Source organism: Pseudomonas oryzihabitans, from assembly GCF_014522265.1.
Classification (GTDB): domain Bacteria; phylum Pseudomonadota; class Gammaproteobacteria; order Pseudomonadales; family Pseudomonadaceae; genus Chryseomonas; species Chryseomonas aestiva.
The window spans coordinates 3,093,638-3,107,339 of sequence record NZ_CP017024.1 but is presented as its reverse complement, the minus strand read 5'-3'; the positions used below and the strand labels follow the sequence as shown (position 1 = coordinate 3,107,339).

The window sequence follows — 13,702 nt, the reverse complement described above, 5'->3', positions numbered from 1 at the left end:
GCACTCTCTCCCTCGAGGATCAGGTTGGAGTGAGGGGGCCGCCAACCCGTAGGTTGGGCTGAGACGGCTCCATCGTCGAAGCCCAACAGGCCCGGGCAGCGTTGGGCTTCGCTGCGCTCAGCCCAACCTACGAGATACCGCAGGCGGAAAAGGCTGCGCCGTTTTCCACCCTACGCCTGGTCCGAACGCTCCCTCTCCCTCCGGGAGAGGGTTGGGATGAGGGGACCGCTAACCCGTAGGTTGGGCTGAGACGGCCCTATCGTCGCAGCCCAACGGGCCCGGGCAGCGTTGGGCTTCGCTGCGCTCAGCCCAACCTACGAGATACCGCACGCGGAAAAGGCTGCGCCGTTTTCCACCCTACGCCTGGTTCGAACGCCCCTCTCCCTCCGGGAGAGGGTTGGGGTGAGGGGACCGCCAACCCGTAGGTTGGGCTGAGACGGCCCTATCGTCGAAGCCCAACAGGCCCGGGTAGCGTTGGGCTTCGCTGCGCTCAGCCCAACCTACAAGAGCCCATCATGACGCCCCCTCTCCCTCGGGGAGAGGGCCGGGGTGAGGGTCGCCCTACTCATGAAACTCCGCCACCGTCTCGCGACGGCCATAGAGGAAGGCATCCGCCACATGGCGCAGCGGGGCCACGTCCACATCGGAGCGGTTCTGGGCCACCAGCTCGGCGAAGCGGGCATAGAGGCCGGCGTACTCCCGGTCCGGGCCCTGGTGGCTCAGTTGCCCGTCCAGGTACAGCTCGCTGCCGCCCTTGCTCAGGGTCAGGCGACCGCCATCGGTGTCGACATGGATGTCCCAGGTCTGGGGACCGGTCTGCAGGAAGTCGAAGTCGGCGGCGATGGGCACGCCGGCGCTGTCGACGAAGGCCAGTTGCGCGGCCACCGGGGTCTGGCAGTTGCCGGGCACCTGCAGCGTCGCCTCCTTGAGAAAGAACGGCCGTGGCAGGATGGCGGTGACGATGGACAGGGCATTGATGCCCGGATCGAAGACGCCCATGCCGCCCGGCTCCCAGATCCAGGCCTGACCCGGATGCCAGACGCGCACGTCTTCCTTCCACTCGATCCGCACCGCCTGGATGCGCTTGCCTTCCAGCCATTCGCGGGCTGGCTGGACGCCCTGGGCATGGCGGGAATGCCAGGTGGCGAACAGCGACAGACCCGCCATCTCGGCCTGCCGCGTCAGGGCTTCCACTTCACTCAGGGTCGCCCCCGGCGGTTTTTCCAGCATCACGTGCTTGCCCGCCGCCAGGGCCTCGCGGGCCTGTTCGTAACGTACCGCCGCTGGCGCGCAGAGCGACACGGCGTCGATCGCCGGGCCGTCTTCGAGCAGGGCGCTCAGGCTGGGATAGTGGGCGACGCCGTCGAGCTGGGCGTTGCGGCTGGCCACGGCGACCAGCTCGTAGTCGGAATTGGCGGCGAGCGCCGGCAGGTGCTGGTCACGGGCGATCTTGCCCAAACCGACGATGGCTATTCTTATCATGATCGTCCTCGGTAGACGGTAGGAGTCCGCCGCCTAGGATCGGGCAATCATCACACCAAAGCAACAGCTTCGCGGTCGGTCTGCAGGCTCTCGCGCAACTCCAGCCAGCTGCGCAGATTGGCCCCCTCACGGCCCTTGCGCCACATCAGCCAGGTGGTGGCCTGGGCGAAGCGCGCCTGGATCGGATGACGCTGCACCCGCTCGCGGCCGGGCAGGCTGTCGAGCATGGATTCCGGCATCAGCGCCACCCCGCCGGTGATCACGCAGGCCAGCATGCTGTGGTAGGACTCGATCTCCATCACCGGTCCGCTAGGCACCCCCGCCGCGGCGTACCAGGTGTCCAGGTAGCGTCTATAGGAGCAGCCGGCGCGAAAGCCGAACACCGGGCGTCCCGCCACGTCGGCAGGTGAACGCACCGGACCGAGTTCCAGCCCGGTGATCAGCACCAGCCGCTCCTCGAACCAGGGCTGGCCTTCCAGCGCCGCGTCGGGCGCCGGGCCGTCCACCAGGGCGGCGTCCAGGCGACCGGCCAGCAAGCCTTCCACCAGTTCGCCGCTGGGGCCACTGTGCACCTGCAGATTCACCTTGGGATAGCGCTGGTGATAGCGCGCCAGCAGCCCTGGCAGATGGATGGCCGCGGTGCTGAACATGGACCCCAGGACGAAGGTACCGGCCGGCTCGCCGCCCTGCACCGCGCTGCGCGCCTCGTCGGCCAGGGCGAACAGGCGATGGGCGTAGTCCAGCATTCGGTGGCCGGCGGCGGTCAGGTGCAGCCGCTGGCGTTCGCGCAGGAACAGCTCCACCCCCAGCTTGTCTTCCAGCTGGCGTAGGCGCGTGGAGAGATTGGACGGCACCCGGTTGAGTCGCTCGGCGGCCTTCACCAGGGAACCTTCCTCGGCCACCGCCTGGAAGATGCGTAGCTCTGCGAACTCCATGGATCACCACCTTTCTCTTTAGCTGAACATCTATTTCTCTATTATTCGTTTTTATTGATCAACTTCAAGGCCTAGGCTGTACTCATCCGCTCGCTACTGGAGTCCTGCGATGACCGCCACTACCCGCCTGCTGGCCTGCCTGCTGGCCCTGGCCACCGCCATGGGCATCGGCCGCTTCGCCCTTACCCCCGCCCTGCCCCACCTGATCGCCGAGGGTCAGATCGACCTCACCGGCGCCAGCCTGCTGGCCGCGGCCAACTACCTGGGCTATCTGCTCGGCGCCCTGGACGCGCTCTTCGCCCGTCGGACCCATGCGCGTCTGGTCGGAGGACTCTGGCTCTGCGCCGGCCTGACCCTGGCTTCCCTGCTGGCCGATGGCCTGGCCGCCCAGGCGCTACTGCGCTTCGGCACCGGCCTGGCCAGCGCCTGGGTACTGGTGATGGTGACCGGTCTGAGCCAGCCCCTGGCCGCCGAAGCCGGCCGGCCACGCCTGGGCGCCCTGGTCTTTACCGGGCCCGGAGTAGGCATTCTCATCAGCGGGCTAATGGCCCTGGTCAGCAATCGCCTGGGTGGCGATTCCAACCAGCTGTGGCTGAGCTACGGCCTGCTTGCCAGCGTGGCCACCCTGGCCCTGCTGCCCCTGCTGCCGCGGCGCGGTCCGGCCACCCCGCTACCCAACACCGCCGCGGCGCCGGCCAAGCGCTCACCCGCCTTCAATCGTTTGATCCTGGCCTATGGCCTGGTAGGCGTCGGCTACATCCTGCCGGCGACCTTCCTTTCGCAGATGGCCGCCAGCCGCTTCCACGGCCAGTGGCAGGCCGACCTCTTCTGGCCCGGCTATGGCCTGGCGGCGGCGCTGGGCGTGGTGCTGGTCAGCCTGAGACGCCCGGGCACCGATACCCGCCGCTGGCTGATCGCCACCCTCTGGCTGCAGGCCGCGGGTGTGCTGCTCTGCCTCCTGCCGGGCAGCCTGGCGCTGTTCCTCGGTGTGCTGCTCTGCGGTGGCCCTTTCCTCGCCTGCATGCAGCTGGTGATGCAGTACGGCCGCGAGTTGGCACCGGCCACGCCGCAGCGCAATGCCGGGGTGCTGACCGCCAGCTTCGCCAGCGGCCAACTCGTCGGTCCGCTGCTCGGCGCAGCCAGCAGTCATTTTGCCGGCAACTTGCAACCGGCCCTGGTGATCGCCGCGCTGGGCCTGCTGTTCGCCGGCCTGCACCTGCGCCACGCCCGGGCCTCGCTGCAGCGCTGCGTCGCCTGAATCGTTTCCGCTGCGGCCTTTCGTCACAGAAGTAAAACTGGGTGGTTCCTTGTTTTGAAATGTTTCGCCGTTCCTGAGTACAGTGACCGCCGCGCCTCATAGAGGAGGCGCTTCAGGCGCTCGCCACCCACCCTACAAGGAACACGACACTCATGATGAAGGCCTCCGATCTGGTCGTTCGCTGCCTGGAAAACGAGGGTGTGGAATACATCTTCGGCATTCCCGGCGAAGAGAACCTGGACCTGCTGGAATCCCTGCGGCGCTCCTCGCAGATCAAGCTGATCCTGACTCGCCACGAGCAGTCCGCCGGCTTCATGGCCGCCACCTACGGCCGCTTCACCGGCAAGACCGGTGTCTGCCTTTCCACCCTTGGTCCAGGCGCCACCAACCTGGTCACCGCCGGCGCCTACGCCTACCTGGGCGGCATGCCGATGCTGATGCTGACCGGCCAGAAGCCGATCAAGAAATCCAAGCAGGGGCGTTTCCAGATTCTCGACGTGTGCCGCATGATGGCACCGCTCACCAAGTACACCCACCAGTTCGCCTCCGCCGACAACATCCCGTCGCGCATCCGCGAGGCCTTCCGCCTCGCCGAGGAAGAAAAGCCCGGCTCCGTGCACCTGGAACTGCCGGAAGACATCGCCGACGAGCACACCGAGAGCCTGCCGGTCCCGCCGAGCCTGAGCCGTCGTCCGGTCGCCGAAGCCAAGGCCATCGCCGCCGCCGTCTCCAAGCTGGAAAACGCCCGCAGCCCGGTGCTGGTGCTGGGCGCCGGCACCAACCGCAAGATGACCGCGCGGGTGCTGCGGCAGCTGATCGAGAAGACCGGCATCCCCTTCGTCACCACCCAGCTCGGCAAGGGCGTGGTCGACGAGCGCCACCCGCGCTTCCTGGGCAACGCCGCCCTCTCCGCCGGTGACTTCGTGCACCGCGCCCTGGAGTCCGCCGACCTCATCGTCAACATCGGCCACGATGTGATCGAGAAGCCGCCGTTCTTCATGACCCGGGGCGGCACCGAGGTCATCCACATCAACTTCCGCTCCGCCGAAGTCGATCCGGTGTACTTCCCCCAGGTCGAGGTGGTCGGCGACATCGCCAACGCCATCTGGGAGATCAAGGAGCGCATCGAGGTCCAGCCCACCTGGGACTTCGACCGCCTGCTGCACATCCGCGAAGCCAACGAGGCCCATGTCGCCGAAGGCGCCACCGATGACCGCTTCCCGGTCTATCCGCAGCGCCTGGTGGCCGACCTGCGCAACGTGCTGCCGTCCGACGGCATCGTCGCCCTGGACAACGGCATCTACAAGATCTGGTTCGCCCGCAACTACAAGGCCTACATGCCCAACACGGTGCTGCTGGACAACGCCCTGGCCACCATGGGCGCCGGCCTGCCGTCGGCCATGGCCGCGCGCCTGGTGCATCCCGGCACCCCCATCGTGGCGGTGTGCGGCGACGGCGGCTTCATGATGAACAGCCAGGAACTGGAAACCGCGGTACGCCTGAAGATGAACCTGGTGGTCATCATCCTGCGCGACGACGGCTACGGCATGATCCGCTGGAAGCAGGCGCAGATGGGCTTCGAGGACTTCGGCCTGGACTACGGCAATCCGGACTTCGTCCGCTACGCCGAAAGCTACGGCGCCCATGGCCATCGCGTGGAAAGCGCGGCCGCCTTCGCGCCGCTGGTGCAGCACTGCCTGGACACCCCTGGCGTCCACGTCATCGACTGCCCGGTGGACTACTCCGAGAACGACCGCATCCTGCACCAGGACATCAAGGAACGCAGCGCGGCGGTCTGATCGGTTAGCCCAACGATCCAATTGACGCCCCGGCCTCCAGGCCGGGGCGTTTTTCATTGCGGCCGAAGGAAATACCCCGTCCTCTCCGGACCCTCAATCCACCACTCATATCGTCAAACTAATAGACGGGAAAACCCAGTAAAAACAAACAGATACGACATGTGATTACTCCGGATACTGCCGAATATCCAGGTAATCACGCAGCCTATCGTCCAGATTCGAATATTACGGCGATTCGCGTTCTATTAAGCAGGCCTTAAGAATCGTAGCCATGGATATGCCCGTCCTTGAGCCCTCGCTGTCGCCTGCCATCCCCTCGGCGCGGTGGCGGATCGAGCGCCAAAGACCCGACGATTCCTTGGGGCCAATCCGTGGTTACCCGCACCAGCGGCCAAGCGCCCCTTCGCACCGACCGGTCCTGCCGGGCGGTTGACGAATCGAAAGAGGCTGCCGTAACCGCGAAGCACGAGGCGCGAGGTCTCCAGGCCCGCACCTTCCAACGCTCCGCTATCCAGGTAGTCCACATGCAGCAAGTTGGCTGGAATCCATTAAGCAATATAAGCGTCAGGGCCAAGCTGGGCCTTGGCTTCGCCCTGCTCATCGGCATGATCCTGCTGGTGGCCTACACCGGCTGGTCGGCCACCGATACCCTGCGCGATCGCAGCGAGCGCATGAACGATATCGCCGGCTACAGCACCCTGGCCCGCGACATGCGCATCGAACGGCTGGTGTATTTCACCAAGGCCGATGACGCCCAGGCGGCCAAGTGGCTTGCCGCCCTGGACAAGACCGAAGGCCAGCTGCAGGCCATCCTTCCACACTTCAACTCGCCGGCGAACAAGGCCTTGCTAGACGAGGCCGGGGCCGCGCTCAAACGCTATCGCGAGTTCTACAACCAGACGATCACCGCCACCCGCGAGCGGGAATCCATCCGCAAGATCGCCAGCAGCGCGGCAGAGGCAGCCAATGCCCAGTTGCTGACATTGGCCGAAGAGGCGAATGGCGAGACCGGTCGTCCTGCCGATCGCCAGCAGCTGGCGACGCTCTTCATCGGTGTGCAGCGGATGAGGGTCGATTTCCGTGGCTACGCCACCGCACCCGGCAAGGACAGCGAGCAGACCGCGCGCACCTCAGTCAATACCGCCCTCACCCAGGCCAAGGCGCTCGGCGCCACGGCGTTGTCGACCGAGACCGTGCAAAAGCTCGTCGGTGAAATCTCCGGCTACGGGCAGCGTCTCGATCAGCTGGTGGCCGCGCAGGCGCAGGTGGATCAGGCGCAGGGCGGTATCACCACGACCATCACCACCCTGCTCGGCATCGCCGACAAGCTCACCGGCATCCAGCAGGAATTCCGCACGGCCGACGTGGCCGGTGCCCGTCAGCTGCTGCTGATCTGGCTGGCCGTCGCCATCGCCCTGGGCCTGGCCTGTGCCTGGCTGATCACCCGTTCCATCGTCAAGCCCTTGCAGGACACCGTGGCCTTGGCCGAGCAGGTCGCCAACGGTGATTTCACCCATCAGCAGCAGGTCACCCGCAAGGATGAACTGGGCGCCCTGCAGACCAGCATGCAAGGCATGACCGGCAACCTGCGCCGCCTGATCGGCGAGGTACGCGACGGTGTGGTCCAGGTGGCCAGTGCCGCCGAGCAGCTGTCGGCGGTCACCGAACAGACCAGCGCTGGCGTGCAAGCGCAAAAGGTCGAGACCGACCAGATCGCCACCGCCATGCAGGAGATGACCGCCACCACCCACGAGGTGGCGCGCAACGCCGGGAACGCGGCCAAGTCCGCGCTGGAAGCCAGTCACCAGGCCCTGCAGGGCGAGCAGTCGGTGAGCAAGGCGGTCGACCAGATCGAGGTGCTGGCCCGGGAAATGGAATCGACCAAGACGGCCATGGCCACCCTGCGCGGCCATGCCGACAGCATCGGCGGCGTGCTCGACGTGATCAAGGCGGTTTCCGAGCAGACCAATCTGCTGGCGCTCAATGCCGCCATCGAAGCCGCCCGCGCCGGCGAGGCGGGACGCGGCTTCGCCGTGGTCGCCGACGAGGTCCGCGGTCTGGCCCAGCGCACCCGCTCCTCGACGGACGAGATCGCTCAGCTCATCACCGGTCTGCATCAGAGCACCGACCGCATGGGCACGGTGCTCGACCACAATGTGCAACTGACCGAAAGCAGCGTCGGCCTGTCGCGCGAGGCGGGCGAGATGCTCAAGCGCATCACCCGCTCGGTGAAGGACATCGAGTCGATGAACGAACAGATCGCCTGCGCCGCCGAGCAGCAGAGTTCGGCTGGCGAAGAGATCAGCCGCAATGTCACCAACGTCCGCGACATCTCCGATCAGACCGCCGCCGCCAGTGAAGAGACGGCTTCCTCGAGCATGGAGCTGGCCCGCATCGGCGTACGCCTGCAGGAGATGACGGCGCGCTTCAAGGTGTGATCCTGACGGACGCTCGTTCCCCTCACCCCGCCCCTCTCCCCAAGGGAGAGGGGCGCCTGGGATGGACTTGCAGCGGGAAGGAAAACGCGGCACAGAAGGTAGGTTGGGCCGAGCGCAGCGAAGCCCAACACCTGTCGGATGAACGCTGAATCGTCGGGCTTCGACGGTGGAGCTGTCTCGGCCCAACCTACGGCTGGATTTCTTTCACCTCACTCTCGCCTCTTCCAGCAACCACCGCTCGAAGTTTGCCAGCGCCGGATCGCTCTCCTCCGCTGGACGGGTGACCAGCACATAGCGTTCGCGCAGTTCCGGCAGGACCGGCCACGGCGCCTGGAGCCGCCCGGCGACCAGCTCTTCCTCGATGTAGTGCTCAGGTACCAGGGCCATGCCGAAGCCGGCCTTGGCGGCCTCGATCAGCAGCGAGTAACGATCATAGGTGGGGCCAGCCGTCGGGGCGCCCAGGGATAGCCCTGCAAGTGCGGCATAGCGGGTCCAGCTGTGCGGGCTCTCCCGCTTGTGCAACAGCGGCAGACTGACGGGAGGCTGGTCAGCCAGACGGGGATGACAGACCGCCACCAGTTGCGCCTCGAACAGCCGTTGCACCCTCAGGCTCTGCCAGCTCGGATGCTCGTAGTTGATCGCGGCATGCAGACCGCTGTCTTCCAGGGCAAAGGGCTGCGTCCGCTCACGGAGGTTGACCTCGATGTCCGGATGGCGCTCGCGGAAGCGCGCCAGCAGGGGAATCAGCCAGCGACCGGCCAGGGTCGGGATAACGCCGATTTCCAGTGCCGTGGCGCCGCGGGCCTGGGCGATCAGTTGCTGGGTATGGCGCTCGATGTCGGCGAGCGCAGTGCGCATATGAGTGGCATAGCCGGCACCGGCGGCGGAAAGCTCGACGCGATTGCCGACCCGATTGAACAACCGGACGCCCAGAGCAGCCTACAGCTTGGCGATCTGCCGGCTGATCGCGCCCTCACTCAGTGCCAGCTCCTGCGCGGCCTTGGCGAAACTGAGATGGCGGGCGGCCGCTTCCAGGGCCACCAGCGCCGTGGTGCTGGGCAGGCGTCTAGTCATCAGCGGTCATCCTTGGCAGCGGAACGGCACAGGATGACGCCTGGGCAAGCTGCCTTGCAAAAAAATCGGTAACGCTCGCCGCCAGCGCCTCCTAGCATGAGCGGATCTCGAGACCCAGGAAGCGCGCGCCATGATGACGAGGACGTCCACCTTGAACAGGACCGACCGGGTTCTGCTGGGCATGGGTCTGGTGATTCCTGTCTGGTTGGCGATCGGTGTAGGACTGACCGCCCTGGCCTATCCCGGCTATAGCCATATGGACCATGCCTTGAGTCGGCTGGGTGCAGTCGATGCCCCCACGCAGGGCTTTTCCGCCTGGATCAACAACATGCCGCTCGGAGTGCTCTTCGTGCTGGTCGGCCTGGGTCTGGTCCGGCGCTTTCGCAGATCGCGCTTGGCCTGCCTGAGTGCAGCCCTGATCCTGCTGCATGGCCTGGCCAGCTTCGCCACCGGGCTTTTTCCGTGCGACCAGGGCTGCGCCCCGGTGCAGCCGTCGCGCTCGCAAGCGCTGCACAACCTGGCGGGCCTGGTGATGTTCCTGTCGCTGACCCTCGCCAGCGCACTCTGGGGCTGGCTCGGCAGGCGCCTGCTGGCCTCGCCGGGCTTTGCCTGCTTCTCGATCCTCTGTACCGGCATGGCGCTGGTCACCGCGGCCCTGATGGCCGGAGCGGTCACCGACGGCCAGGGCTTCGGCCTGTACCAGCGCCTCAATTACGCCGCGGGCGTCTGCTGGCTCGCGGTCCTGGTCTGGCTGGCCCGGCGCGAACGCGGGTAATCGACGAACAGCGGCGAGCGCCACAGCGGACGCCTCAGGCCTGTACGGTCAGGGCGACCAGTCGCGCCACCAGCGGTCGCACCAGCAACACGCAGACGAACGCCGAAGGCATCGCCACCTGATAGGCATTCATCACATTCCTCAAGTAATGGGCATCGAACCCGAACTCAGCCAGGGTGATCACCAGGCACATCAGCAAGGCCATGATGGTCGACATATAGAGCGCAAACACATAGGGCGTCACACCCTTGGGCAGGCGTCGTCTGGCGGGAAGCGCTGGAGTCTGGGAATTCATCGGCTAGTCTCTGGTGGATGAGCGAGGCCAAGCTAACAAGCACCGGAACCGGCCGGTAGCCGCCTCGTCGTTGGTTCACCTTCAACAGAAATCAACGAATACACCGACAGGAATCTCGTGGACATCCTGGGTTTGATCAGTACCTACATCAAGGTCGTGGAAGCCGGCAGCATCGCCGGGGCTGCCCGCGGCCTGGGCCTGAGTGCGGCCGCGGTGAGTCAGAGCCTGACCCGGCTGGAGGCCCATCTGGGCGTGCGCCTGCTGTCGCGGACCACGCGCCGCCTGGCCATGACGGAAAGCGGCGCCCGCTATTTCGACAAGGTCCGGTACATCCCGCAGGAGGTCGAGAGCGCCGCCCAGTCGGTGACCCTGGAAAGCGAACCCCAGGGCGCGCTGCGAGTGGCGACCACCGCCGCCTTCGGCCGGCATCTGCTGGCGCCGCTGCTGCCGACATTCAAGCGCCGCTATCCCGGCATCGACATCGAACTGATCGGCTCCGATCGGCGCCTGGATCATCGCCTGGAACAGATAGACGTCAGCCTGAGGATCAAGGCGCAGCTCAGCGACAGCCTGGTCGCCCGGCGCATCGCGTCCCGCGCCTTCCTGTTCTGCGCGGCGCCCGCGTATCTGGCGCACGCGGGCACGCCACACACTCCGGAAGACCTGCAGCAGCACGCCTGCCTGCTGTTTCGCTACCCTACCGACGGTCGCTATCTGCCCTGGCGGTTCGAGCGCGACGGCCAGGTCTTCGAGGCGGCCACGCGCCCCGGCTTCGTCTGCGACGACATCGACATGCTGGCGCAGATCGCGGTGAACGGTGGTGGCATCGCGCGCCTGGCGGACTTCGTCGCCCTGCCGCTGATCGAGGGCGGGCAGCTGGTACCGCTGTTCGGCGCAGAGGGCCAGGGCGTCACGTCGGCCCGGTCGGAAGCCATGGATATCTATGCCTGCGTCGCCGAACGCTCGGCACTGACCGGCAAGGTGCGGGCCTTCATCGACTTTCTCGAACAGGCCTTGCAGCCGAAATCCGGCCAGGGCCCTGGTCGCGATCCTGACCAGGGCCGCGCGCTCAGGCGCGCAGTACCAGGATGTTGATGTCGGTGTGCCGCAGCATGTGAGAGGTCTGACTGCCCAACAGGAAGCGCCTGGCGGCGGAATGGCTGTAGGCGCCCATCACCAGCAGATCGGCCCGGGTAGCCTGGACCCGATTGGGAATCACCTCTTCCGGATGCCCGGGAACGAGCTGCGTCGTCACCACACTGCCACAGGACCTCAAGAGATCCGCGGCGGCTTCCAGTCCGGCCAGCCGGGCCGGAGTGGCGTCGCCGACCTGCAGGATCTCGCCTTCGAGCCCAGACAACAGCAGGCTCTTCGCGACACGCAACAAGCCCTGATGGGTGGCTTCGCTGCCATCGTAGGCGACCAGAAAGCGCCGGGGCTCGGTGAAGTCGGTAGCGCAGACCAGGATGGGTTTGTGCAGCGTCCGCACCACCGTTTCCAGCTGGCTGCCGATGCCACGACTGCCAGAATGCTGCCCGCGCTTGCCGATCACCAGCACACCCAGCTCCGCCTCCAGCTCGTGCAGGGTATCCGCCAGATAGTCATGGCGCTGGAGCGTCGTTGGGACCGCCGCCATGCCTCGCTCGCGCAACCGCTGCAGAGCCCCATCCAGCAGCGCCGCGCCGTCAGCCCGCGCCAGACGGGCACGCTGCTCGTCCAGGCGGGCCAGCTCTTCGAGCAGGTGCTCGCGCGAGCCGAGACCGATGGCGCCGCTGGTGTCGGGTGAGCTCGGATAGAGGCTGCGTTCCAGGACATGCAGCAGGGTGATGGGTAGCGTTAGGCGGTGGGCCAGCCAAGCGCTGTGGTCGCAGACGCTGCCCGCCAGGGGCGAGCCGTCGATACAGGCGATGATCTTGCTCATAGGTGTCTCTCCTCAGTGGCCCAGCAGTTCACTGCAGGCCCCCGGCTTGTCGTGGATGCCGAAGCGATCGACCAGGGTCGCGCTGGCCTGGTCGAGGTCGAGGACCTGCACGGTCACGCCTTCCCGGCGATACCTGAGCACGACCTTGTCCAGGGCGGCGACGGCGGTGATGTCCCAGAACTGGGCCGCCTTGAGATCGATGCGGACCTCGTCCAGCACCTCCTTGAAGTCGAAGGCGTCGATGAAGGCCGCGGTGGACGAGAAGAACACCTGGCCACGCACCTCGTAGACACGAATGCCGGGCGCTTCCAGACGGGACGTCAGCCTCAGCTGGTGCCCCACCTTGTTGGCGAAGAACAGCGAGGCCAGCAAGACCCCGACCAGCACGCCGAGCGCCAGGTTGTGGGTAGCGACCACGACCACCACGGTGGCCACCATCACCAGGTTGGTGGAGAGCGGATGGCGCCGCAGATTGCGGATCGAATCCCAGCTGAAGGTGCCGATGGACACCATGATCATCACCGCGACCAGCGCCGCCATGGGGATCCGCGCGAGCCAGTCGCCAAGGAACACCACCATCAGCAGCAGGAAGACACCCGCACAGAGGGTGGACAGCCGGGTTCGCCCGCCGGATTTCATGTTGATCACCGACTGGCCGATCATGGCGCAGCCCGCCATGCCGCCCAGCAGGCCGGCGGCGATGTTGGCGATCCCCTGCCCCTTGCACTCGCGATTCTTGTCGCTGGGCGTGTCGGTGATGTCGTCGACGATGGTGGCCGTCATCAGCGACTCCAGCAGCCCCACCACGGCCAGTGCCAGGGAATAGGGCAGGATGATCAGCAGGGTGTCGAGGGTCAGTGGCACCTGGGGCCAGAGCAGCACCGGAAGGGTATCGGGCAGCTGTCCCATGTCACCCACCGTGCGGATATCCAGCCCCAGGGCAAGGGAGACGCCCGTCAGCACCAGGATGCACACCAGCGGCGACGGCAGCAGCCGGCCCACCATCGGCAGCAGCGGGAACAGATAGATGATGCCCAACCCGGCGGCGGTCATGGCGTAGACCTCCCAGCCGACATGGGTCAGCTCGGGCAACTGGGCCAGGAAGATCAGGATCGCCAGGGCGTTGACGAAGCCCGTCACCACGGAACGGGACACGAAGCGCATCAGCGCGCCCAGACGCAGGTAGCCGGCGGCGATCTGCAGCACCCCGGTCAACAGGGTCGCGGCGAGCAGATACTGCAGGCCGTGCTCCTTGACCAGGGTCACCATCAGCAGCGCCATGGCGCCGGTAGCCGCCGAGATCATCCCGGGGCGACCGCCGACGAAGGCGATCACCACGGCGATGCAGAAGGAGGCATAGAGCCCCACCTTGGGATCGAGTCCGGCGATGATGGAAAAGGCGATGGCTTCGGGGATCAGCGCCAGGGCGACGACCAATCCGGACAATACATCGTTCTTCACATTGGAAAACCAATGTGTTCTGAGGGTATTCAACATAGACAACTCGCACCTGTGCCTGACCCGTCAAGCGAGTGGCAGACGCCGGATCAGGCGTGAATTCCAGGGTTGGCAGCCGCCACGTCGCGGGCGCGACAGGACGGCAGAGGTCCTTGCAGCGAGGCAAGGACGAGGGAGGCGCGAGCTATGGGGGACTGGGTTGCCAGTCGCGGGAAGGGAAATGCATGCGCCGAGGGTATCACGAAAGAACGAGCGCTTGTAGACCGT

The 13,702-nt window shown here is 66.3% G+C and carries 12 protein-coding genes; 5 read left to right on the top strand and 7 right to left on the bottom strand.

All coding sequences use genetic code 11. The annotated features are described in order from the left end of the window. Positions 1-561: 561 nt before the first annotated feature. Positions 562-1,482, bottom strand: a complete 921-nt coding sequence (locus BGI51_RS14310) for a Gfo/Idh/MocA family protein (RefSeq protein ID WP_187978746.1) — start codon at positions 1,480-1,482, stop codon at positions 562-564. Between the two features lie 50 nt (positions 1,483-1,532). Further along, positions 1,533-2,417 (bottom strand): putrescine utilization regulator PtrR, encoded by an 885-nt coding sequence (ptrR, locus tag BGI51_RS14305; protein ID WP_068385143.1) that lies wholly within the window; start codon positions 2,415-2,417, stop codon positions 1,533-1,535. 109 nt (positions 2,418-2,526) lie between these two features. Here ptrR and BGI51_RS14300 point away from each other — a divergent pair, with 109 nt between their 5' ends. The 3 genes from BGI51_RS14300 to BGI51_RS14290 all read left to right on the top strand — a co-directional run bounded on the left by BGI51_RS14300 (position 2,527) and on the right by BGI51_RS14290 (position 7,912). After that, positions 2,527-3,675 carry a YbfB/YjiJ family MFS transporter gene (locus tag BGI51_RS14300; RefSeq protein ID WP_187978745.1) on the top strand — a complete coding sequence of 383 codons (1,149 nt, stop codon included), beginning with the start codon at positions 2,527-2,529 and terminating at the stop codon, positions 3,673-3,675. Between the two features lie 152 nt (positions 3,676-3,827). Further along, on the top strand, positions 3,828-5,474 hold the full coding sequence (locus BGI51_RS14295) for an acetolactate synthase large subunit (protein WP_187978744.1): 1,647 nt from the start codon (positions 3,828-3,830) through the stop codon (positions 5,472-5,474). A 524-nt stretch (positions 5,475-5,998) separates the two neighbouring features. Then, positions 5,999-7,912, top strand: coding sequence for a HAMP domain-containing methyl-accepting chemotaxis protein (locus BGI51_RS14290; RefSeq protein ID WP_187978743.1), 1,914 nt, complete (start codon positions 5,999-6,001; stop codon positions 7,910-7,912). 204 nt (positions 7,913-8,116) lie between these two features. Here BGI51_RS14290 and BGI51_RS14285 read toward each other — a convergent pair whose 3' ends face one another. Both BGI51_RS14285 and BGI51_RS23520 read right to left on the bottom strand, forming a co-directional pair. Next, complete coding sequence (locus BGI51_RS14285; RefSeq protein ID WP_252977080.1) at positions 8,117-8,833, bottom strand: LysR substrate-binding domain-containing protein; 717 nt, start codon at positions 8,831-8,833, stop codon at positions 8,117-8,119. Between the two features lie 18 nt (positions 8,834-8,851). After that, complete coding sequence (locus tag BGI51_RS23520) at positions 8,852-8,986, bottom strand: LysR family transcriptional regulator (RefSeq protein WP_252977079.1); 135 nt, start codon at positions 8,984-8,986, stop codon at positions 8,852-8,854. Between the two features lie 133 nt (positions 8,987-9,119). On the opposite strand from BGI51_RS23520, the gene BGI51_RS14280 reads away from it, so the two are divergent. Beyond that, a complete protein-coding gene (locus BGI51_RS14280; RefSeq protein ID WP_423815028.1) occupies positions 9,120-9,761 on the top strand; it encodes a DUF998 domain-containing protein in 642 nt (213 codons plus the stop codon). Between the two features lie 34 nt (positions 9,762-9,795). On the opposite strand, the gene BGI51_RS14275 is transcribed toward BGI51_RS14280, so the two are convergent. Continuing rightward, positions 9,796-10,056: a DUF2798 domain-containing protein gene (locus BGI51_RS14275; RefSeq protein WP_187978741.1), complete on the bottom strand. Its 261-nt coding sequence runs from the start codon at positions 10,054-10,056 to the stop codon at positions 9,796-9,798. A gap of 117 nt (positions 10,057-10,173) precedes the next feature. Between BGI51_RS14275 and BGI51_RS14270 the strand changes: the two genes are divergently transcribed. After that, complete coding sequence (locus tag BGI51_RS14270) at positions 10,174-11,151, top strand: LysR family transcriptional regulator (RefSeq protein ID WP_187978740.1); 978 nt, start codon at positions 10,174-10,176, stop codon at positions 11,149-11,151. On the opposite strand, the gene BGI51_RS14265 is transcribed toward BGI51_RS14270, so the two are convergent. Both BGI51_RS14265 and BGI51_RS14260 read right to left on the bottom strand, forming a co-directional pair. After that, entirely contained in the window at positions 11,126-11,977 is an 852-nt protein-coding gene (locus BGI51_RS14265; RefSeq protein WP_187978739.1) for a universal stress protein, read from the bottom strand. The two genes, BGI51_RS14270 and BGI51_RS14265, sit on opposite strands and share 26 nt — an antisense overlap. Positions 11,978-11,989: 12 nt before the next feature. Beyond that, complete coding sequence (locus BGI51_RS14260; protein WP_133859756.1) at positions 11,990-13,474, bottom strand: SulP family inorganic anion transporter; 1,485 nt, start codon at positions 13,472-13,474, stop codon at positions 11,990-11,992. Positions 13,475-13,702 lie beyond the last annotated feature (228 nt).